Here is a 19,946-nt window from a genome sequence, read left to right on the forward strand (position 1 = left end):
GGCGCGGGGGCGGCCGGGCGCGGGGGCGGCCGGGCGGCCGGCCGGGCGGGCGGGCTGCCGGGCGGGCGGGCGGGCTGCCGGGCGGGCGGGCGGACCCGGCCGACATCCTCGCCGTGGCGGTACCCCCGCAGAGATCTGGCTGGCGTGGTCGGCGAGAGAGACCTGGGTGGCATGGCCGGGCGAGAGACCTAAGTGGCGTGGTCGGGCGGGGCAAACCTGGGCGGCATGCTCGGCGAGGCTGCCCCCTGGCGCACGGCACCGGCGACGGGCCCCACGGCCCGCCGCGCGGCGATCCATCCACGACATCAAGTTTGCAGCGGCGAAAAGCCTTCCCGGCGAGGGCGGCGGCCGGCTGCCCGGCCGGCGCAGCCGCACCACCGACCCGGCTACGGCCCGGAAGGAGGGCTGGTGGCTCAGGACAGGACGAGCCAGGCCACCAAAACGACCACCACGACGACGACGCCGATGCCGGCAATGAGCGGCAGCCGGGACGGCGCCGGCGCGGCGGCAGCGGGATCGGGATCGGGCGACTCGACGAAGGCCCGGAACTGCGCGGTGTTGCCGCTGGGGTCGGTGTAGTTGTCTGCCATGCGCGTGACCCTAGCGAAACGCGTCGAGCCGCAGGATCCCGCCGGGCCGGTGCGGCGAACCCCGATCCGGCCGGCCGAGGCGTCCGCCGACCGGGTGGTGACGGCAACCGGTCCGGACGGCCGGGCCCGGGCGGCCACCTGGCCGCCTACGGTGCAGAGGTGGGGGTGCAGCGGCTGGTCGCCGCGCTGGTGACGGCGCTGCTGGCCGGTTGCGGCCCGGCCACCGCGGCGACCGGGGAGCCGGCTCCGCGCGCCGCCCGGCCCGCCCCGCAGCGGACGTACGCGGTCGGCGTGCGGCACTTCGTCGTCGACCCGGGCGGCCCCCGGCCGCTGCCGGTCACCGTCTGGTACCCGGCGGCTCCCCCCACCCCGGCGGCGACGATGCTCGCGGCGACGCCGCCCGCTGCGACGCCGGCCGCTGCCACCACGGCCGTCCCGGCGGTGCGTCCCGGGGTCCCGGTGGCCGAGGGCCGGTTCCCGGTGGTGGTCTACAGCCACGGGCTGCGCAGCCTTCCCGAGCTGCACGCGCCGCTGACCACCCGGTGGGCCGCCGCCGGGTTCGTGGTGGCGGCGCCGACCTTTCCGCGTACCAACCTGCGGGCCCGGGACTTCACCCGGGCTGACGTGCGCAACCAGCCCGCCGACGGGTGGCGCCTGATCCGTCACCTGGTACGCCTCGACAGCCGGGACGGGGAGCCACTGGCCGGGCACCTGGACGTCGTCCGGATCGCCGCTGCCGGGCACTCGGCCGGCGGCTTCACCACGGCCGGCATGTTCGTCCCGGGGCACTCGACGCGGCTGCGTGCCGGCATCGTGATCGCCGGCGGCGGGCTGGCCGGCAGCTTCGCCGGACCGGTCGCGCCGCTGCTGTTCGTGCACGGCGGGGCCGACCCGATCGTGCCCGAGTCGGTCGGTCGGGCGGCGTACGCCCGCAGCCTCGGCCCGGCCGCCTTCCTGGGCCTACCCGGGCAGGGCCACGGCGAGTACCTGGCCCCGGGCCGCCCCGGCTTCGCCCAGGTCCTGGCCACCACCACCGACTTCCTGCGCTGGACCCTCTACGACGACCGCGCCGCCCTGCGCCGCCTTCCCACCGACGCCCTCCTGCCCGGCGTCACCACCCTCACCACCCGCGCCCTTCCCGCGTGACGATCACGGGCGGCCCGCTCACCGTCGGCCGATGTCCGCCCCCGGCCACCCGGTGCGGCGAGGCACAATCGTCTTCATGCCTCGACGCCGCGCCGCCCTGGTCGCCGCCGCCCTGCTCAGCGCCGGCCTGGCCGGCTGCTCCGGGATCGCCGCCCCGGCCGCCCGGCCCGCGCCGAGCGCCCCGCCGAAGGCCACCACCCCGGCCCCGCGGGTACCCACCGGGCACGCCCCGGCCGAGCGCTTCGCGGTGGGCGTTCGCCAGCTCAAGCTGAACCGCGGCGGTGACCGCCCCCTGCCGGTGACCGTCTGGTACCCGGCCCGGGGCGCGGCGGGCGGGGAGCCGGAGCGGTCCGCGCCGGCCGCGACCGGGCGATTCCCGGTGGTGATGTTCAGCCACGGGCTGGGTGGCCGGCCGGAGGACTACCAGCTGTTGCTGAGCCGCTGGGCGGCGGCCGGGTTCGTGGTGGCCGCCCCGAAGTTCCCGCACACCGGCGCCGGGGGCGACGGCAACCCGCTCGACGTGCTCAACCAGCCGGCCGACGTGTCGTACGCCCTGACCCAGGTGCTCGCCCTCGACCGGAAGGCAGGCGACCCGCTGCGCGGCCGGTTGGACGCCGACCGGGTGGCCGCGGCCGGGCACAGCGCGGGCGGGGTGACCACGATCGGGCTTTTCACCGCGGGACGGGACGATCGGCTCGACGCCGGGATCGTCTTCGCCGGTACCGCGCTCGGCGTCGGCACCGGGTTCGCCGGGGCCGCCGCGCCACAGCTCTTCGTCCACGGCGAGGCCGACGAGGTGGTGAGCTACGCCGCCGGCAGGGCGGTCTACGACGCGGTGCCCTGGCCGAAGGCGATGCTCAGCCTGCCCCGGGGCGACCACGGCCGGGCCCTGCTCAGCGACGGGAAGGCACTGCGGGTGGTGGCCGACACCACCCTCGAGTTCCTGCGTTGGACGCTGTACGGCGACGCGGCGGCGAAGAAGCGGCTCCCCGCCGACGCCACCCGAGGTGGCCTGGCCACCCTGGACGACCACCTCTGAGCGGCCGTCCGGGGCGGCGGCACGGGTCAGGCGGTGTGGTCGACGACCACCTTGCCGAAGACCTCGCCCGAGTGCAGGCGGGCGAACGCCTCCTCGATCCGGCTGAACGGCACCACGCTGTCCACCACCGGGCGCACCTCGTGCTCGGCGCAGAACGCGAGCAGCTGGGTGAGCTCGTCCGGGGTGCCCATCGAGGTGCCGAGGATCTCCAGCTGCATGGCGAAGACCCGGCGCAGGTTGACCTTTGGCTCGTGCCCGGCGGTGGCACCGGAGACCACGATCCGGGCCATCGGGGCGGCCGACTTCAGCGAGTGGTCGAAGGTGGCCGCGCCGACCGTCTCGATCACCACGTCGACCCGCTCGGGCAGCCGGGCGCCGGGCTCCAGCGCGGTGGCCCCCAGCTCGGTGATGCGTTCCCGCTTGGCGGCGTCGCGGCTGGTCGCGTACACCCGCTTGCCGAGCGCGACGCCGAGCGCGACGGCGGCCGTGGCCACGCCCCCGCCGGCCCCCTGGACCAGCACCGACTCGCCCTCGTCCACCCGGCCCTTGGTGGTGAGCATCCGCCACGCGGTGAGCCAGGCCGTGGGCAGGCACGCCGCGTCGGTGGGCGAGAGGCCGGCCGGCAGCGGCAGCAGGTTCAGCCGGGGTACGGCCACCCGCTCGGCGAAGGTGCCGGGGAAGTGCTCGGAGAGGATGGAGACCCCGCGCGGGTCGCCCGCGGTGGGCACCACGGGGTAGATGACCACCGCGTTGCCGTCCGGGTCGGTGCCGACCGCGTCGCAGCCGAGGATCATCGGTAGTTGGTCGGCGACGAGGCCCACCCCGCGCAGCGACCACAGGTCGTGGTGGTTGAGCGAGCTGGCCCGTACCTGCACGGTCACCCAGTCTTCCTGCGGGTGGGTCGGCTCGGGGCGGTCGCCGACGGTGAGCGCGGCGAGCGGGTTGTCGGCGTCGAGGGCCGAGGCATAGGCGGCACGCATGATCGGCACCGTAACAAGCTGAGCGCCCGTTAAGAAGGGACCCTTCTTGTGCAAAGCGCAATAAGAAGGGCCCCTTCCCTCGATTCAGCGACGGGCGACCCCGTCGCGACGGGCCGCCTCGGCGACCGCCTCGGTCACGGCCGGGGCGACCCGCGGGTCCAGCGGGGAGGGCACGATCGCCTCCGCGGTCAGCGACTCGGCGACCACGCCGGCGATGGCGTCGGCGGCGGCCACCTTCATCCCGTCGGTGATCCGGGTGGCCCGGGCGTCCAACGCGCCGCGGAACACGCCGGGGAAGGCGAGCACGTTGTTGATCTGGTTGGGATAGTCGCTGCGGCCCGTGGCGACCACCGCGACGTGCCGGGCGGCCACCTCGGGGTGCACCTCGGGGGTGGGGTTGGCCAGCGCGAAGACGATCCCGTCCGCGGCCATTCCGGCCACCGCCGCCTCGGGGATCTGCCCGCCGGAGACGCCGACCAGCACGTCCGCGTCGCGCAGCGCCTCGGTGATGTCACCGCGGCGGCCCTCGGCGTTGGTGGTCTCGGCCAGTTCGGCCTTGGTCCCGGTCAGCTCGCGGTGCCGGCCGATGATGCCCTTGGAGTCGCAGACGATCACCTGGTCGGGGTTGACGCCCCCGGCGACCAGCATCCTGGTCACCGCGACCCCGGCCGCGCCGGCCCCGCTGACCGCCACCCGCAGGTCGCCGAGCTTGCGGTTGAGCAGGGTGGCCGCGTTGCGCAGCGCGGCCAGCACCACGATCGCGGTGCCGTGCTGGTCGTCGTGGAAGACCGGGATGGACAGCGCCTCGTCCAGCCGCCGCTCCACCTCGAAGCAGCGCGGCGCGCTGATGTCCTCCAGGTTGATCCCGCCGAACGAGGGCGCGAGCGCCCGCACCGTCGCCACGATCTCGTCCACGTCCTGGGTGTCCAGGCAGACCGGTACCGCGTCCACGCCCGCGAACTGCTTGAACAGCACCGCCTTGCCCTCCATCACGGGCAGCGCCGCACGCGGGCCGATGTTGCCGAGGCCGAGTACGGCGGAGCCGTCGGTGACCACGGCGACGGTGTGCGACACCCAGGTGTAGTCGTCGGCGAGGTCGGGCTCGGCGGCGATCGCCTCACAGACCCGGGCCACGCCCGGGGTGTACGCGAGGGAGAGGTCCTCCCGGCTGGTGAGCGGGACGGTCGAGGCGACCGCCATCTTGCCCCCGAGGTGCAGCCGGAAGACGGGATCAGCGGGGTCCGGGGTGGACGAAGACATGGTGACTCCAGGATCTGTCGAGCAGATGGACCGGCCGGCTCGGCGCGCGATGGTCTGCGGCCAGCGGGGCGGCGGTGCGGGGGGTCACCCGGGCACTTTCCGAGCATAGTCACGCGCCCGGCGCTCGGATGTGAGCGGGGTCATATCCGCCGGCGCCGCTTTCCACCCCTGACCCGCGCTGGACGCGGCCAGTACCGGGCCACCACCCGACCCCGGACGTCGGCCACCCCGTACGCCCGGGAGTCGTCGGCGACCAGGTCGTTGTCGCCGCGCAGCCACCAGCCGCCGTCCTGCGGACGGACCGCGCGTTTGACCACGAGCAGGTCGGGACGGCTGCGGAAGACGGCGACCACCACGTCCCCCGGGCGCACCGGCCGGCCCCCGGGACGCACCAGCACAGCGTCGCCGTGGCGCAGCGTCGGAACCATGGACGGGCCCGTGACCAGCACGGCCGCCAGCGGGCCGCGCAGCACGGGCGCGGCAGGTCCGTTCGCGGCACGCACCGGGTTTCACCTCTCGCCCGCCGGGGAGCATGTCCAGGAGTAATGTCGTCTCCGATCATCGCAAACATCCCATGGAGGACCCTGATGCGCCTTCCCCGCATCCTCACGCCGCGTGTGACCGTCAGCGCCCACTGCGACCTTCCGTGCGGCGTGTACGACCCGGCGCAGGCCCGGATCGAGGCCGAGTCGGTGAAAATGATCTGCGAGAAGTACCAGTCGAACACCGACCCGGAGTTCCGCACCCGCGCGATCCTGATCAAGGAGCAGCGCGCCGAGTTGGTCAAGCACCACCTGTGGGTGCTCTGGACCGACTACTTCAAGCCGGCTCACTTCGAGAAGTACCCGCACCTGCACCAGCTCTTCAACGAGGCCACCAAGCTGGCCGGCGCGGCCGGGGCCAAGGGCGCGACCGACCCGGCGAAGGCCGACGAGCTGCTCTCCAAGATCGACGAGATCTCGAAGATCTTCTGGGAGACCAAGCAGGCGTGAGTCTGCCCCCGGCACCGACGATCCGGCCGGCGCGTCCCGAGGACGTGCCGGCCGTCGTCGCGATGGTGCACGAACTCGCCGCGTACGAACGCGCCCCCGAGCAGTGCCACCTCACCGAGGAGCAGCTGACCGCCGCGCTCTTCGGGGCCGACCCAGGTGGCGGCGCGGCTTCGGACGCGCCGAGCCGCAGTGGTCGGAGCCCGGCCCCGGCGCTGTACGGGCACGTCGCGGTTGACGCGGCCGACCAGCCGGTCGGCTTCGCTCTCTGGTTCCTCAACTTCTCCACCTGGGAGGGCGTGCACGGCATCTACCTGGAGGACCTGTTCGTCCAGCCGGCCGCCCGGGGCACCGGGGCGGGCCGGCGGCTGCTCGCCACCCTCGCGGCGATCTGCGTCGAGCGCGGCTACCGGCGGCTGGACTGGTGGATGATCAACTGGAATCCGGCGGCCCGCTTCTACGCCGCGATCGGTGCCACCCCGATGGACGAGTGGGTGCCGTACCGGCTCACCGGGCGGGCGTTGCACGACCTGGCCGCGCAGGCGACGGCCGTACCACTCGGCCGGACGACCGACCGGGTAGAGTCCCGCACCGGGGGGGATGAGGCGTGACTCAACTGACCGGCCAGCCGACGACCGACGACGTCGTGCACCTCACCGTGCCCGCCGACGGCGGCTACCTGGGCGTGCTCCGCACCGCCACGGCCGGCCTCGCGGCCCGGCTCCAGTTCGCCCTCGACGAGATCGAGGACCTGCGCATCGCGGTCGACGAGGCCTGCGCGATGCTGCTCGCCATCGCCACCCGCAACGCCGAACTGGAGTGCCGGTTCGCGGTCACCGAGGACGCGCTGACGGTCGAGGTGACCGTGCCGACCGTGCGGGGCGCGACGCTCCCCTCCGAGTCGTCCTTCGCGTGGAAGGTGCTCACCGCGCTCACCACCGCCGCCTCCGCGCAAGCCGCCGCGGGCCGCGCCACCATCTCGCTGCTCACCCGCCGCGCCTCCGACTACTGACCGGCGGGGCCGCCGGACGGCACGACGTGCGGCCGGCTGGGGTGCCTTCCGCGCCGGACAGCCCGACTTGCGGCCAGCCGGGGTGCCGTCCGCGCCGGACGACCCGACTTGCGGCATGCCGAGTCGATCAATCGATCGCCGGCCGCCGGGGGCGGCCGGCGGACGTGGCTCAGTGGAAGCCGAGCGCCCGGTTCGTGGGGGCGCTGACCAGGAAGCCGATCACGCCGAGGCCGAGCGCCATCAGCGGGAGGCCCAGCCAGCCCAGGCCGCCCTGGATCATGTACCAGCCGACCGGCAGCAGCATGAGCTGAAGCACGATGGCTGGCGCCCGGCCACCGGCGCGCCGACGGGCCAGCGCGCCACCGAGGGCCCAGAGCGCCACCGCCCCGGCGACCGCGAACGCGGTCACCAGCAACGCCGAGGCCAGATCGTGGGTGGTCGCGGTCAGGTCGGACCAGATCAGCCACACCGCGACCAGGCCGAGGGCCACCGCCTCGGCACGTAGCAGGCGTACCGCCCAGAGGAGCGTGGCGGGCAGCGGCACGGAGTCGATGGTCACGGGCGTCACGATACCCGTGGGTAGGCGCGGTACAGTGCCGCCCATGCGGGCCGTCCTGGTGGTCAATCCGAAGGCCACCACCACCAGCGAGCGCAGCCGGGACGTCCTGGTCCGGGCGCTGCGCAGTGAAGTCGACCTGTCGGTGCGGTACACCCGTCGCCGGGGCCACGCCATGGACCTGGCCCGGGAGGCCGCCGAGGAGGGCGTCGACCTGGTGGTCTCGCTCGGTGGCGACGGCACGGTCAACGAGGTGGTGAACGGTCTGATGGCGGCCGAGCCGCCGACGTTCCGCACGGGTGACACCCCGGCGGAGCGGCTGCCGGCGCTGGCCACCGTGCCGGGCGGCTCGACCAACGTCTTCGCCCGTGCCCTCGGGCTGCCGCGGGAGTGGCCGGACGGGACCAGCATGATCCTGGAGGGGCTGCGGCTGGGCCGGTCACGGACGATCGGGCTGGGCCGGGCGGACGACCGCTACTTCACCTTCTGCGCCGGCTTCGGCATCGACGCGGCCGTCATCCAGCGCGTGGAGCAGGCCCGCAGGCGCGGCCGGGTGTCCACGCCGGCGCTCTACTTCCGCTCCACCGCGGCCCAGTACTTCATGGGCTCGGACCGGCGGCATCCCGCCATCGCCCTGGAGCGGCCGGGTGAACCCGCCGAGACGGAGCTGGCCACGGTCATCATCCAGAACACCGCGCCGTGGACGTACCTGGGCGAGCGGGAGATCAATCCGAATCCGGAGGCGTCCTTCGATCTCGGGTTGGACGTGCTGGCGATGCGGCAGCTCAAGGTGGCGAGCACGACACGCACCGTCACCCAGTTCTTCTCCCGTACACCCGATCCGCGCGGCAAGCAGGTGCTCCGGCTGCACGACGCGGCGGAGTTCACCCTGCTCTCGGCTCGCCCGCAGGCGTTCCAGCTCGATGGGGACTATCTGGGCGAACGGGAGAAAGTCAGATTCACATCCGTACCGGCCGCACTGAGAGTAATCTGCTAGGTCTCGGGTACTCCCGTCGGTTGACGCGGTGACCCGCCGCACTTCTGCGGTGGCACGCCACACCGAAGGGAAGGTGCCGGAAATGTCAGCAACATCACGCGACCTCTACTATATTGATCCTCGACTGTGGTACGCCGGGTAACCAGAGCGCTCTGAAACCCGGACAAAAGGGTGGTGAGCCCGCTCACTGTTCGGAGTTTTTCCGAGCGCCACCCTTGACATCGCGGTAGTTCGTGAAAGTATTCACAAGCGAACTTGTGCTACCGGGACATTGCCTGGATATGCTCGGCAGGTTGAGCTGTTCCAGCAGGTCCTGGGGCCCGCAGCCTGCTCACGCAGCGCCGAATTGACGGATGCTGACCGTCACCGATCGGCTATGCGGATGCATATAGGAAAAGCAACGAAGCGTTATCTGGCCACCCACAAAGAATGAGGAGTGTTGCCGCCATGGACTGGCGCCACGATGCCGTCTGCCGCGACGAGGACCCGGAGCTGTTCTTCCCGATCGGGACGTCCGGTCCGGCCCTCCTGCAGGTGGAGCAGGCCAAGGCCGTCTGCCGGCGCTGCCCGGTGACCGACCAGTGCCTGCAGTGGGCGCTGGAGTCCGGTCAGGACGCCGGCGTCTGGGGCGGGATGAGCGAGGAGGAGCGCCGCGCGGTGAAGCGTCGCGGCGGTTTCCGGGTGCTGCGCGCTCACTCCGCCTGATCGCACCACAGCTACACGCCCCGGCCGGGTCACCGCCGGGGCGTTCTGCTGTCCGGGACCCATGACGTCCCGGTACCCCGGTCGCCGCCCTTCCTGATCACGGAGAGGGCGGCGACGGGCGTCACAGCGGCACCCAGCCGGCGGTGGCGGCGTCCACCCGCCGCAACACCAGGTCGGCGAGCTCCGGCAGGTCCGTGAGCGGATCTGCCACCGCCACCGCGCCGGCCTCCCCAGCCCCCGCCGCCACACCGTCGTGGAATAGGCCCGGCGCGAGGAAGTAGGCGGCCACCGCCACCCGGCGCGCCCCGGCCGCGCGCAGCTTCGCCACCGCGACCTCGGCCGTCGGGGGTGCCGCCGAGGCGTACGACACACGGCACCGCAGGCCCAGCTCGGCGGCGAGGGCCGCGGCGACCCGGCCCACCGAGCCACGCGCCCGGGCGTCCCTGGTGCCGGCCGCGGCCAGCACCAGGGCGTCGTACCCGCCGGGGTACGCCTCGGCCAGCCGGCGGCGCAGCCCGGCCAGCAGGTCCGCGTCCACCACCCCGTCGGCCGGACCCAGCACCCCGGTGACCCGTACGTCGATCGGCGCGCCCGCCTCCCGGGCGGCGGCCACCGCCGCCGGGATGTCGACCTTGCGGTGGTACGCGGCGGTCAGCAGCAGCGGCACCAGCACCGCCCGGCGCTGACCGGCGGCGGCGAGGTCGCGCAGCACGGCGGTCGGTCCCGGCGCGGTGTGGTCCAGCCAGCTCGGCAGCACCGGGGTGCCGGGACGGGCGGCCGCCACCGCCCGGGCCAGCGCCCGGGTCGACTCGGCCGCCCGTGGGTCACGACTGCCGTGCGCGACCAGCACCACCGGCACCGCCGCCGGTTCGGCGGTCAGGTGTGCAGGCCGCACTCGGTCTTCTCGAACATGGCCCACCGGCCCGCCCGCGGGTCCTCCCCCGCCTTCGTCCGCCGGGTGCAGGGCCAGCAGCCGATCGAGCCGTAGCCGCGGCTGAGCAATTCGTTCACCGGAATGTCGTGGCGGGCGACGTATGCGTCCACGTCCCGCTGGGTCCAGGCGGCGATCGGGTTCACCTTGACCCTGCCCCGCCGGGCGTCGAAGGCCACCACCGGGGTGTTCGCCCGGGTGGGCGACTCGTCCCGGCGCAGCCCGGCGGCCCAGGCGTCGTACCCGGTCAGCGCCCGTTCCAGCGGCTCCACCTTGCGCAGCTGGCAGCAGTCGTCCGGGGAACGGTTGAACAACCGGGGGCCGTACTGGCCATCCTGCTGCCCGACCGTCATCCGGGGTCGGATCGACCGCACGTTCACCGGCAGCCGCCGGGCCACCTCGTCGCGGACCCTGAGCGTCTCCGGGAAGTGCAGCCCGGTGTCCAGGAAGACCACGTCGACGCCGGGCGCGACCCGGGAGACCAGGTGCGCCAGCACGCCGTCGGCCATCGAGCTGGTCACGCAGAACCGGTCGCCGAAGGTCTCGGCGGCCCAGCGGGCGATCTCCAGCGCAGGCGCGCCCTCCAGCTCCCGACCGGCCTCCTCGGCCAGCGTGCGCAGCTCCTCGGGGCCACGCCGCGTCGGGTCGGCGGGGGTCGGTCCGCCCGGCCCGACCAGGCCAAGGCCGGCGGCGGAGAGCAGGCCGCTCATCGGGTCACCGCCCGGGAGAGCAGGCCGGTGAACTTCACGCTGAACACCCGGGCGCACGCGTGGCACTCCCAGGCGCCGTGCCCGGCCTCGCTCGGCCGCAGGTCCTCCTCCCCGCAGTACGGGCAGTACAGCGGCACGGAACGGGTCTCGCTCATCGGAGTTCCTCCTCGTCGACCCTGATCACCCAGTTGGCGAAGGTCTCGCCCTCGGTCCGGCCGGCCAGGTAGCGGCGGGCCAGTCGTTCCACGTACTCCGGCAGCTCCTCGGCGGTGGTCTTCAGACCGCGCAGCTTGCGGCCGAACCCGGCGGTCTGCCCCTGCGCCATGCCGAGGCCGCCGCCGAGGTGCACCTGGAAGCCCTCCACCTGGCGGCCGTCCGGCCCCACCACGAGCTGGCCCTTGAGACCGATGTCGGCGATCTGGGTCCGGGCGCAGGCGTTCGGGCAGCCGTTGAGGTGGATGGAGATGTCGGCGTCGAAGTCGCGCAGCCGCTCCTCCAGCCGGGCCACCAGCTCCTCGCCGCGCCGCTTGGTCTCGACGATGGCGAGCTTGCAGAACTCGATGCCGGTGCAGGCCATGGTGCCGCGCCGCCAGGCCGACGGCCGGGCCTCCAGGCCGATCGTGCGCAGCTCCGCCACCAGCGAGTCGGTCCGCTCCGGCGCCACGTCCAGCACCAGCAGCTTCTGGTACGGGGTGAGCCGGATCCGGCCGCTGCCGTGCGCCTCGACCACATCCGCGAGCCGGGCCAGCTGCGGGCCGGAGACCCGACCCACCACCGGCGCGGCCCCGACATAGCGGCGACCGTCCCGCTGCCGGTGCACGCCGATGTGGTCGACCGGCTTGCCCGGCAGCACCGCGGCCGGGCCGTCCAGCAGCGTCCGGCCCAGGTACTCCTTCTCCAGCACCTCGCGGAACTTCGCCACGCCCCAGTCCGCGACCAGGAACTTCAGTCGGGCCCGGTTGCGCAGCCGGCGGTAGCCGTAGTCGCGGAAGATGCCGACCACGCCCGCCCAGACATCCGGCACCTCGGCCAGCGGCACCCAGACGCCGAGCCGCTTGGCCAGCATCGGGTTGGTGGAGAGGCCGCCGCCGACCCAGAGGTCGAAGCCGGGGCCGTGCTCCGGGTGCTCGACGCCGAGGAAGGCGATGTCGTTCGCCTCGTACGGGGTGTCGACCAGCCAGGAGATCGAGGACTTGAACTTGCGGGGCAGGTTGGAGAACTGCTTGTCGCCCACGTACCGACGGACGATCTCGTCGATCGCGGGCGTCGGGTCGAGCGCCTCGTCCCGGGCCACCCCGGCGACCGGGCTGCCCAGCACGATGCGCGGGCAGTCGCCGCACGCCTCGGTGGTCTGCAGGCCGACCTCCTCCAGCCGGCGCCAGATCTCCGGCATGTCCTCGACCCGGATCCAGTGGAACTGGATGTTCTGCCGGTCGGTGATGTCGGCGGTGTCCCGGGCGAACTCGCGCGAGATGTCGGCGATCACCCGGAGCTGGGCCAGGTTGAGCTGGCCGCCGTCCACGCGGACCCGGAGCATGAAGAACTCGTCCTCCAGCTCGTGCGGCTCCAGCACGGCCGTACGCCCGCCGTCGATGCCCGCCCGGCGCTGGGTGTAGAGGCCCCACCAGCGGAACCGGCCCCGCAGGTCCTGTGGGTCGATCGAGGCGAAGCCCCGGTGCGCATAGATGGTCTCGATCCGGGCCCGGACGTTCAGCGGGTCGTCGTCCTTCTTGATCCGCTCGTTGGCGTTGAGCGGTTCACGGTGCCCGAGCGCCCACTGCCCCTCGCCACGGGGGCGGCGGGGCGCCCGCGCGGCGGGCGGGGTCTCGGCGCGGGTGGGGGTGCTGCTGACCGCCATCGCGGCGTCCTCCGTTGTCTGCAGTGCCTGCGAGCGCGGACGCGGCGGCCGGCCCTGATGCAAGGGCCGTGGACGGCGATGTCGATGACGGCCGGCGCGGGAACGCGCCCGAGACGGATGGGTCGGGCTTCGTCAGTTGGCCGGACAGATCGCGCTGCGCACGCGGCCGTAATCGACGTGGCGGCGGGCCACGAAGCGGCGGACGACAGCGGCGGTCATGGTGGACATGCTCCCACAACCTTCGATGACCAGCCAATGACCGCGTGTGTCATCCCACATCACGGGCACCGCCACCGCATCGACGGTGGTACGCTGCCGCGCCCCGCGCGGCCTCGCGGTTGGCCGAAGACCGCGCTACCACCGTTCCACGAGATGTTCGCGGCCCGGCGGCGGATCGTAGGGCTCCGGCCAGTAGTCGGTGACCCAGTTGATGAGTCCCTGCTCGGACACCTCGAGCCAGACGCAGGCGTCCTGCCGCTCGGCCGCCACCCGCACATCGAGCCACAGGGCGGCGAGGCGGCCGTCGGCGACCACGCGACGCACCTGCAGATGCCAGTCGCCCGGGTATTCGGCGTTGAACTGAACGAACGCGGACCGGCCACGGATCCGCTCCCTGCTCTGCGGCATCTCGTAGACCACGTCGTCGGCGAGCAGGGCGGTCAGCCGTGGCCAGGCACGCTGTTCGAGACTGTCGACGTAGTCGGTCGCGATGCGCCGGGTCCTGGATGTCTCATCCACCTCGCGGACGCTATCTCCCACCACCGACATCCACCCGGAGGCCGCGGCCTTGACCGGCGGACCGGCCCGACGGGCCGGTTGGTTGTGTGACGCTGCGAGATGTGACCGCCGCTTCTGGTTCGCCCCCGACCGGGGACGACGCCTGGTCGGTCGGTGGGCCGGCCGGCCCGGCCCGGCGGGCGTGGCCGGTCTGGGCGCCCCCTGCACTGCTCACGCTGGTGGTCACCCTGGTCGGGATCGGGCACGCCCAGCTCTGGCGGGACGAGCTGGCGACCTGGAGCGCGGCCGCCCGGCCGGTCGGCGACCTGGTCCGGCTGGCCGGCACCATCGACGCCGCGACCGGGCCGTACTACCTGTTCATGCACGGCTGGACCGCAGTGTTCGGCGCCTCGCCGACCGCGCTGCGGCTGCCCTCCGCGCTGGCCATGGCCGCCGCGGCGGGAATCACCGCTCGGCTCGGCGAGCGGCTGGCCTCCGCCCGGGTCGGGCTGCTCGCCGGCCTGCTCTTCGCCGTCCTCCCCGGCACCTCCCGGTACGGCCAGGAGGCCCGGCCGTACGCGCTGGCCACCCTGTTCGCGGTGCTCGCCACCCTGCTGCTGGTCGAGGCGCTGCGCCGGCCGACGTGGCGGCGCTGGGCCGGGTACGCCATCGTCTCCGCCGTTCTCGGGCTGACCCACCTGATCGCCGTGACCCTGCTCGCCGCGCACGGGCTCGTGGTGCTGCTGGCGGCCCGGCGCGGCCGGCGGGGGCTGCTCTGGCGGTGGCTGCTGGCGATGCTGCCCGTCGTGCTGGTGGTCACGCCGCTGCTGCTGGTGGCCCGAGGACAGCGCTCCCGGCAGCTCAACTGGGTGCACCTCGCCCACCTGGCCGACCTGGCGGCGCTGCCCGGCGGGGTGGCGCAGAGCGGGGTGGCCGGCGGCCTGCTGGTCGGGCTCGCCGCGCTGGGCGCGGGCCGGCTCGGCCGACGGGCGCTGCTGCCGGGCGCCGCCGTCCTGCTGCCGGTGCTGCTGCTCTTCGCCGCCGGGACCCGGGTGCCGCTCTGGGTGAACCGGTACCTGGTCTTCACCATCCCGTTCGCCTGCCTGCTGGCCGGCGCCGCGCTGGCTGCCGTACGCCTGGCGCCGGCGCTCGCCGTGGTGACCCTGGCCGGCCTGCTGGGCCTGCCCGACCAGGCCGCGCTGCGCCGCACCCACGAATGGCCGCGCACCGCCCCGGTCGACTACGCGGGCGCGGCCCGGGTGATCTCCGAGCACCAGCAACCGGGCGACGCGATCGTCTACTCGCCCCGGCAGAGCTGGCTCTTCCTCGACCTGGGAATGTCGTACCACCTGGGGTCGCACCGGCCCCGCGACGTGCTGCTGGCCGGCGACGAGCGGCAGCGCGCGGACCTCTGGGCCGGCGAGTGCGACCGGCCGGCGGAGTGCCTGGCCGGCGTGCAGCGGGTGTGGCTGGTGGTCGCCGGCCGGCACACCGACCCACTCGCCGCGGTGTCCGGCACGAAGCGCGCCGCCCTGCACGACTCCTTCACCGTCCGCCAGGTGTGGCCCCGCCCCGGCCTCACCGTCGCTCTCCTCACCCGCTGACCCCACCCACTCCCCCACCCCGGACCCCCACGCCGCTGATTCACGGAAAGAGTGGCCATGGCGCGCCGGAAAGCCACTCTTTCCGTGAATCAGCGCGGATCGGGGTGGGGTGGGGGTGGGGTGGGGGTCAGGCGGTCGGCGGTGCCGCGGGCGAGGGGAACCACCAGCACCGCCTCGGTGCCGCCGGCGGCGCCGTTGCGCAGCTCGATGGTGCCGCGCAGTTCCCCGGTGACCAGGGCCCGGACGATCTGCAGGCCGAGGTTGCCGCCCCGCTCCGCGTCGAACTGGGTGGGCAGGCCGCGACCGTTGTCGGCGACGGAGACGTGCAACTGCTTGCGGAACCGGTGCGCGGAGACGACCACCTCGGGCTTCGCCGCGTCCCCGGTGCCGGCGGGCACCTCCTCCCCGGCCGGCGGGAAGCCGTGCTCGACGGCGTTGAGCAGCAGCTCGTTGAGGACCATCACCAGCGAGGTGGCGATCTCGGCGGGCAGTACGCCGAAGGTGCCCTGCCGGCGCATGCCGACCGAGACCTCGGTGGCGGCGACCTCGGTGGCCGCGCTGGCCACCCGGTCGACGATGCCGTCGAACTCGACCGCCTCGTCGCTGGACATGGAGAGCGTCTCGTGGACCAGCGCGATCGACGCGACCCGACGTACCGACTCCTCCAGGGCGACCCGCGCCTCGGGCATGGCGACCCGACGGGCCTGGAGGCGGAGCAGCGCGGCGACGGTCTGCAGGTTGTTCTTCACCCGGTGATGGATCTCCCGGATGGTGGCGTCCTTGGTGATCAGGGCGCGGTCGCGGCGGCGCACCTCGGTGATGTCGCGGACCAGGACCAGCGCGCCGATCGGCACGCCGGCCGGCATCAGCGGCAGCGCCCGGGTGAGCATGGTGGCGCCGCGGGCGTCGATCTCCCGCCGGGGCGGGGCCTCACCGCGCAGCGCGGCCAGCACGGCGTTGCCGGCGTCGGTGCCTTCGAGTGGGTCGCCGGCCAGCCGGCGGTGCAGCTTGGCCAGGTCCTCCCCGACCAGGTGGGAGGCGTAGCCCAACCGGCGGTACGCGGACTGCGCGTTCGGGCTGGCGTAGGTGACCTTGCCGTTGGCGTCGAGCCGGACCAGGCCGTCGCCGACCCGGGGCGCGGAGGTGGTCTCCCCCGGGTGCCGGGGCGGGGGGAAGGTACCGTCGGCGATCATCTGCGCCAGGTCGTCGGCGGTGGTCAGGTAGTTCAGCTCGAGCTGGCTGGGCGTACGGGCGGTGGAGAGGTTGGTGTCCCGGCCGACCACCGCGACGACCTCGCCGGCCTCCCCGTCGGCGGTACGCAGCCGGACCGGGATCGCCTCGTGCCGGGCGGGCACGTCGCCGTACCAGACAGGGTCGCCCTCCCGCCAGATCCGGCCCTGCCGGTGGGCGACCTCCAGGTGCGCCACCTCCGGCCCGCCGACGATCCGGCCGACCTGGTCGTCGAGGTACGCGGTCGGCGCGGTCGTCGGGCGGACCTGGGCCACACAGAGGAAGGTCCCTTCCCCGTCCACCGGCACCCAGAGCAGCAGGTCGGCGAAGGACAGATCGGAGAGAAGCTGCCAGTCGCCGGCGATCCGGTGCAGGTGGTCGATGTCGGCCGGGCGGAGCTGGGTGTGCTCCTCGGCGAGGTCACGGAGGGTGGACACGCTGACCAGCGTGCCACGCCGGCCCTCACATCGTCGCCGTGACCTTCTTCAACCCGCGCGGCGCGTCGGGGTCCTCGCCCCGCGCCAGGGCGAGGGCGAGGGCGAGCCGCTGCAACGGGAGGATGTCCAGCAGCGGGGCGTACCGCTCGTCGACCTCGGGGACGGCCATCCGGGCGGTCGCCTCGACATCGGCGGAGCCGACCACCACCACGTCGGCGCGACGCTCGCCGAGCCGGGGCAGCACCTCGCGCATCGACCGGCCGCCCGGGCCGGAGCCGACCACCGCCAGCACCGGCACGTCCGGGTCGGTCATGGCGAGCGGGCCGTGCAGCAGGTCGGCCCCGGAGAAGGCGAGCGCCGGCAGGTACGAGGTCTCCATCAGCTTCAACGCCGCCTCCCGGGCCGTCGGGTACGCGTACCCGCGGCCGGTGGTGACGAGTTGGGCGGCGAACCGGTAACGCGGGGCGAGCCGGGCCGGAGTGTCGTCGGACAGGGTGCGTTCGGCCAGCTCGGGCAGGCGGGCGAGGGCTGCCCGCTCCTCGGCGGGGAGCACGCCGTCGCCGGCGCGTACCCCCTCGACCAGCATCAGCAGCGCGAGCAGTTCGGCGGTGTACGTCTTGGTGGCGGCCACCGCCCGCTCGTGTCCGGCGGCGATGTCCACGCTCAGCTCGGCGGTGGCCACCAGGGGCGAGTCGGGGTTGTTGGTGACCGCGAGGGTGAGCGCGCCGGACTCGCGGGCCACCCGCAGCACCTCGGTCAGGTCGGGCGAGCCGCCGCTCTGGCTGACCCCGACGACGAGGGCGTCGGAGAGGTCCGGCCGGGCGCCGAAGACGGTGACGGCGCTCGGCGAGGCGAGGCCGGCCGGCAGGCCGAGCCGGATCTCGGTCAGGTACGCCGCGTAGAGCGCCGCGTGGTCGGAGGTGCCCCGGGCGGTGAACACCACGTGGCGGGGCCGACGCTCGGCGATCACCGCGGCGACGCGGGCGACGGCCTCGGCGTGCTCGGCGGAGAGCAGGCGGTCGTAACCGGCCGGCTGCTCGTCGATGTCGGCGGCCATGCCGGCCCCTGGACGTGTCACGTAAGACCCCCTCCTGCGCGATTCCCGCGCGATCTGTGCTCAGTCTTGCATCATTTGGCCGTAATGGGCAATGGAACGAACAGTAGTGCGCAGTTGATCACCGCGTCGATCCGTGATCCCCTAGGCTTGCCCGGCCGGCCACCCACCACTCCGGAGACGACGACGTGCCCGAGGACGACCCCGCGCTCTCCGCCGAGGAGGAACTCGCGCTCGCCCGGCTCGCGCTGGCCGAGGGGGACCTGGCGCACGCCGCCGGTCATGTCACCGCCGCCCTGGTCCAGGCCCCGACGCTGCCCGAGGTGCACGAGACGCTGGCCCGGATCGACGCCGCCAGCGGCGGCGACCTGGAGCTCTTCCCGCTCGGCCACCACGCGTACGTCGGCGCGGTGGTGGCCCGGGCCCACCTGCTCGCGGCCGCCGGCCGCCCCGCCGAGGGACTCGACCTGCTGGCCGCCGCCAGCGGCTACGCGCCCGGCGCGGACTGGGCCGGAGTGCCCTGGGTGACCGCGCCCGAGCTGCCCGAGCGGCTCGACCCCGAACGAACCGCCCGGATCCTCATGCAGATCTGCGCGGCGGTGCCCGACCCGGTCCCCCGCCGGCTGCGCGACCCGCTGCGCCCGTACCTCACCCTCGCGCGCAACGCGGTCACCGTGCACCCCGGGCACCCGCTGCTGCTCGGCGCGGCGTCCGCGCTGGCCCGGCGGCTCGGCGAGATCGCCCTCGCCGTCACCTGGGCCGCCCGGGGGGTACGCGCCCGGCCCACCAAGCTCGGCGAGGTCTGGCTCGGGTACGCGTACCGCAGCGCCGGCCGGACCCGCGAGGCCCTCGCCGCGCTCGGCCGGGCCGTCGCACTCGACCCCGACGACCTGGCGGTCTACGCCGACATCGCCGGCACCCTCGCCGACAACGGCCGGCTCGACGAGGCACTGGAGTGGATCGACCGGGCGCTGGCGAAGGACGCGACCTTCGACTGCGCGGTGCACACCGCGCACCGGCTGCACTTCCAGCGCGACGGGGACGTCGGCCACCTGGTGGCGCTGGCCGATTTCGTCCGCGACCACCCCGACGACAGCCACGAGCACGGCGACCTGGCCGAATGCTGCCGCAGCCGCCCGTGGCTGGGGCAGGTGACGCCGGCCGGCGGGGCGGTGCTGGACGCGCTGCGCCAGGCCCTCGGCGGAGAGGGCGCCGACCCGGTCGCCCTACGCCTGGACGCGCTGGAACCACCGAGCGCCATGCGGACCGCGTCGGCCGCGGCACCCGGGCTGGACGTCGAGGTGGCCGAGGTGGCCGGCCCGGACCCGCGGGAACCGCGCCGGGCCACCACCTGCCAGCTCTGGCGCTACGAGGGCACAACCCCGGCCCCCACCCTGCCGACGCCCTCGACCGAGGCGGCGGAGCGGATCCGGCAACTCGCCCACCCCGCCTGGCCGCACCCGCCGGCCGCCTACGACGCCGCGGTGGGACTGGCCACCCTGGAGCTGGCCGACCTGCTCGGCCTGCTGGTGCACCCGCCCGAGGCGCCGGCCACCGCGCTGGGCCGGGTGCTGTCCGGCCAGGACCCGTCGCTCTGGGTGCGCTGCGTGCAGGTCTGGGCCTGCCTGGGCCTGCTGCACCACCGGACCGACGAGCCGTGGGCGGAGTCCACCCGCCGCCGGGTGCTGCTGGAGTTGATCTGGGGCGTGGAGGACTGGATCACCGAGGCCGCGCTCTTCGCCCTGGTCACGGCGGCCTGGGTCGAGCCCGCCGTACGCCCCGACGTGGCCGGGGTGGTGGCCGAGCGGCTCGCGGACGTGGCAGCCGTGGCGCGCGAGCGCCGGGTGCCGATCGCCACCTCGCTGGCCTACCTGTCACTGGCCACCCCGGACCTCGACCCGCAGACCCGTGAGCTGGCGAACGCGCTGATCACCGGCCAGTCGCCCGCCGCCCGGGCGACCCGCTGGCACCGGCTCCGGCAGCGCCTGGCCGCCCTCTTCCGCCGGCCCTGAGCGCTGGCCACCCGCTTGCAGACCGATCCACCTCCGGATGCGACATGTCGCGGCCTCGACCGACCTGAAGTCCGCGACCTGCCGCAAACGGTGTCGATCAAGTAGCGAGGCCGACAAGC

The 19,946-nt window shown here is 74.3% G+C and carries 21 protein-coding genes; 9 read left to right on the forward strand and 12 right to left on the reverse strand.

All coding sequences use genetic code 11. From position 1 onward, the window contains the following. Nucleotides 1-413: 413 nt before the first annotated feature. On the reverse strand, nucleotides 414-590 hold the full coding sequence (locus ACL02O_RS28660; protein ID WP_412821289.1) for a hypothetical protein: 177 nt from the start codon (nucleotides 588-590) through the stop codon (nucleotides 414-416). Between the two features lie 159 nt (nucleotides 591-749). Here ACL02O_RS28660 and ACL02O_RS28665 point away from each other — a divergent pair, with 159 nt between their 5' ends. Then, a complete protein-coding gene (locus ACL02O_RS28665; protein ID WP_412821290.1) occupies nucleotides 750-1,736 on the forward strand; it encodes an alpha/beta hydrolase family protein in 987 nt (328 codons plus the stop codon). Between the two features lie 76 nt (nucleotides 1,737-1,812). Continuing rightward, nucleotides 1,813-2,775 (forward strand): alpha/beta hydrolase family protein, encoded by a 963-nt coding sequence (locus ACL02O_RS28670; RefSeq protein WP_412821291.1) that lies wholly within the window; start codon nucleotides 1,813-1,815, stop codon nucleotides 2,773-2,775. 26 nt (nucleotides 2,776-2,801) lie between these two features. Here the strand turns inward: ACL02O_RS28670 and ACL02O_RS28675 are convergent, their stop codons facing one another. From ACL02O_RS28675 to ACL02O_RS28685, 3 genes are all read right to left on the reverse strand, one after another. Then, nucleotides 2,802-3,764: a zinc-binding dehydrogenase gene (locus ACL02O_RS28675; RefSeq protein WP_412821292.1), complete on the reverse strand. Its 963-nt coding sequence runs from the start codon at nucleotides 3,762-3,764 to the stop codon at nucleotides 2,802-2,804. Between the two features lie 75 nt (nucleotides 3,765-3,839). After that, nucleotides 3,840-5,015: an NAD(P)-dependent malic enzyme gene (locus ACL02O_RS28680; RefSeq protein ID WP_412821293.1), complete on the reverse strand. Its 1,176-nt coding sequence runs from the start codon at nucleotides 5,013-5,015 to the stop codon at nucleotides 3,840-3,842. A 140-nt stretch (nucleotides 5,016-5,155) separates the two neighbouring features. Further along, nucleotides 5,156-5,518 (reverse strand): S24/S26 family peptidase, encoded by a 363-nt coding sequence (locus ACL02O_RS28685; protein ID WP_412821294.1) that lies wholly within the window; start codon nucleotides 5,516-5,518, stop codon nucleotides 5,156-5,158. Nucleotides 5,519-5,602: 84 nt separating this feature from the next. Between ACL02O_RS28685 and sodN the strand changes: the two genes are divergently transcribed. From sodN to ACL02O_RS28700, 3 genes are all read left to right on the forward strand, one after another. After that, a complete protein-coding gene (gene sodN, locus ACL02O_RS28690; protein ID WP_412821295.1) occupies nucleotides 5,603-6,007 on the forward strand; it encodes a superoxide dismutase, Ni in 405 nt (134 codons plus the stop codon). A gap of 62 nt (nucleotides 6,008-6,069) precedes the next feature. Then, complete coding sequence (locus ACL02O_RS28695; RefSeq protein ID WP_412821306.1) at nucleotides 6,070-6,615, forward strand: GNAT family N-acetyltransferase; 546 nt, start codon at nucleotides 6,070-6,072, stop codon at nucleotides 6,613-6,615. Next, entirely contained in the window at nucleotides 6,612-7,016 is a 405-nt protein-coding gene (locus ACL02O_RS28700) for an ATP-binding protein (protein WP_412821296.1), read from the forward strand. Before ACL02O_RS28695 ends, ACL02O_RS28700 begins: the two co-directional genes overlap by 4 nt. Nucleotides 7,017-7,185: 169 nt before the next feature. Here the strand turns inward: ACL02O_RS28700 and ACL02O_RS28705 are convergent, their stop codons facing one another. Then, nucleotides 7,186-7,575: a hypothetical protein gene (locus tag ACL02O_RS28705; protein ID WP_412821297.1), complete on the reverse strand. Its 390-nt coding sequence runs from the start codon at nucleotides 7,573-7,575 to the stop codon at nucleotides 7,186-7,188. A gap of 43 nt (nucleotides 7,576-7,618) precedes the next feature. On the opposite strand from ACL02O_RS28705, the gene ACL02O_RS28710 reads away from it, so the two are divergent. Together ACL02O_RS28710 and ACL02O_RS28715 are read left to right on the forward strand one after the other, a co-directional pair. Further along, entirely contained in the window at nucleotides 7,619-8,569 is a 951-nt protein-coding gene (locus ACL02O_RS28710) for a diacylglycerol/lipid kinase family protein (RefSeq protein WP_412821298.1), read from the forward strand. Nucleotides 8,570-9,016: 447 nt separating this feature from the next. Continuing rightward, nucleotides 9,017-9,274: a WhiB family transcriptional regulator gene (locus tag ACL02O_RS28715; RefSeq protein ID WP_089005422.1), complete on the forward strand. Its 258-nt coding sequence runs from the start codon at nucleotides 9,017-9,019 to the stop codon at nucleotides 9,272-9,274. Between the two features lie 121 nt (nucleotides 9,275-9,395). Here the strand turns inward: ACL02O_RS28715 and ACL02O_RS28720 are convergent, their stop codons facing one another. The 5 genes from ACL02O_RS28720 to ACL02O_RS28740 form a co-directional block, all read right to left on the reverse strand. Then, on the reverse strand, nucleotides 9,396-10,169 hold the full coding sequence (locus ACL02O_RS28720; protein ID WP_412821299.1) for a sirohydrochlorin chelatase: 774 nt from the start codon (nucleotides 10,167-10,169) through the stop codon (nucleotides 9,396-9,398). Then, on the reverse strand, nucleotides 10,151-10,915 hold the full coding sequence (locus tag ACL02O_RS28725; protein ID WP_412821300.1) for a phosphoadenylyl-sulfate reductase: 765 nt from the start codon (nucleotides 10,913-10,915) through the stop codon (nucleotides 10,151-10,153). The genes ACL02O_RS28720 and ACL02O_RS28725 overlap by 19 nt, the downstream gene beginning before the upstream one ends. Next, on the reverse strand, nucleotides 10,912-11,070 hold the full coding sequence (locus tag ACL02O_RS28730; protein WP_412821301.1) for a hypothetical protein: 159 nt from the start codon (nucleotides 11,068-11,070) through the stop codon (nucleotides 10,912-10,914). The genes ACL02O_RS28725 and ACL02O_RS28730 overlap by 4 nt, the downstream gene beginning before the upstream one ends. Continuing rightward, entirely contained in the window at nucleotides 11,067-12,773 is a 1,707-nt protein-coding gene (locus ACL02O_RS28735; protein WP_412821302.1) for a nitrite/sulfite reductase, read from the reverse strand. Before ACL02O_RS28735 ends, ACL02O_RS28730 begins: the two co-directional genes overlap by 4 nt. A 354-nt stretch (nucleotides 12,774-13,127) precedes the next feature. Continuing rightward, a complete protein-coding gene (locus ACL02O_RS28740) occupies nucleotides 13,128-13,541 on the reverse strand; it encodes a nuclear transport factor 2 family protein (protein WP_412821303.1) in 414 nt (137 codons plus the stop codon). 176 nt (nucleotides 13,542-13,717) lie between these two features. Here ACL02O_RS28740 and ACL02O_RS28745 point away from each other — a divergent pair, with 176 nt between their 5' ends. Continuing rightward, complete coding sequence (locus ACL02O_RS28745) at nucleotides 13,718-15,094, forward strand: glycosyltransferase family 39 protein (protein WP_412821307.1); 1,377 nt, start codon at nucleotides 13,718-13,720, stop codon at nucleotides 15,092-15,094. 89 nt (nucleotides 15,095-15,183) lie between these two features. On the opposite strand, the gene ACL02O_RS28750 is transcribed toward ACL02O_RS28745, so the two are convergent. Both ACL02O_RS28750 and ACL02O_RS28755 read right to left on the reverse strand, forming a co-directional pair. Next, nucleotides 15,184-16,761, reverse strand: coding sequence for a histidine kinase N-terminal domain-containing protein (locus ACL02O_RS28750; RefSeq protein ID WP_412821304.1), 1,578 nt, complete (start codon nucleotides 16,759-16,761; stop codon nucleotides 15,184-15,186). Nucleotides 16,762-16,786: 25 nt separating this feature from the next. Beyond that, a complete protein-coding gene (locus tag ACL02O_RS28755) occupies nucleotides 16,787-17,818 on the reverse strand; it encodes an SIS domain-containing protein (RefSeq protein ID WP_412821308.1) in 1,032 nt (343 codons plus the stop codon). 185 nt (nucleotides 17,819-18,003) lie between these two features. On the opposite strand from ACL02O_RS28755, the gene ACL02O_RS28760 reads away from it, so the two are divergent. Next, nucleotides 18,004-19,827, forward strand: coding sequence for a tetratricopeptide repeat protein (locus tag ACL02O_RS28760; protein ID WP_412821305.1), 1,824 nt, complete (start codon nucleotides 18,004-18,006; stop codon nucleotides 19,825-19,827). The last annotated feature ends 119 nt before the right edge of the window (nucleotides 19,828-19,946 follow it).

It is taken from the genome of Micromonospora mangrovicola, assembly GCF_047200535.1.
GTDB lineage: Bacteria > Actinomycetota > Actinomycetes > Mycobacteriales > Micromonosporaceae > Micromonospora.

Excerpts from the sequence above, each read along its gene's own strand:
- ACL02O_RS28730 (WP_412821301.1), bottom strand. The coding sequence starts at position 11,070 with ATGAGCGAGACCCGTTCCGTGCCGCTGTACTGCCCGTACTGCGGGGAG.
- ACL02O_RS28695 (WP_412821306.1), top strand. The coding sequence starts at position 6,070 with ATGGTGCACGAACTCGCCGCGTACGAACGCGCCCCCGAGCAGTGCCAC.
- ACL02O_RS28670 (WP_412821291.1), top strand. The coding sequence starts at position 1,813 with ATGCCTCGACGCCGCGCCGCCCTGGTCGCCGCCGCCCTGCTCAGCGCC.
- ACL02O_RS28710 (WP_412821298.1), top strand. The coding sequence starts at position 7,619 with ATGCGGGCCGTCCTGGTGGTCAATCCGAAGGCCACCACCACCAGCGAG.
- ACL02O_RS28680 (WP_412821293.1), bottom strand. The coding sequence starts at position 5,015 with ATGTCTTCGTCCACCCCGGACCCCGCTGATCCCGTCTTCCGGCTGCAC.
- ACL02O_RS28715 (WP_089005422.1), top strand. The coding sequence starts at position 9,017 with ATGGACTGGCGCCACGATGCCGTCTGCCGCGACGAGGACCCGGAGCTG.
- ACL02O_RS28735 (WP_412821302.1), bottom strand. The coding sequence starts at position 12,773 with ATGGCGGTCAGCAGCACCCCCACCCGCGCCGAGACCCCGCCCGCCGCG.
- ACL02O_RS28740 (WP_412821303.1), bottom strand. The coding sequence starts at position 13,541 with ATGTCGGTGGTGGGAGATAGCGTCCGCGAGGTGGATGAGACATCCAGG.
- ACL02O_RS28725 (WP_412821300.1), bottom strand. The coding sequence starts at position 10,915 with ATGAGCGGCCTGCTCTCCGCCGCCGGCCTTGGCCTGGTCGGGCCGGGC.
- ACL02O_RS28755 (WP_412821308.1), bottom strand. The coding sequence starts at position 17,818 with ATGGCCGCCGACATCGACGAGCAGCCGGCCGGTTACGACCGCCTGCTC.
- sodN (WP_412821295.1), top strand. The coding sequence starts at position 5,603 with ATGCGCCTTCCCCGCATCCTCACGCCGCGTGTGACCGTCAGCGCCCAC.
- ACL02O_RS28660 (WP_412821289.1), bottom strand. The coding sequence starts at position 590 with ATGGCAGACAACTACACCGACCCCAGCGGCAACACCGCGCAGTTCCGG.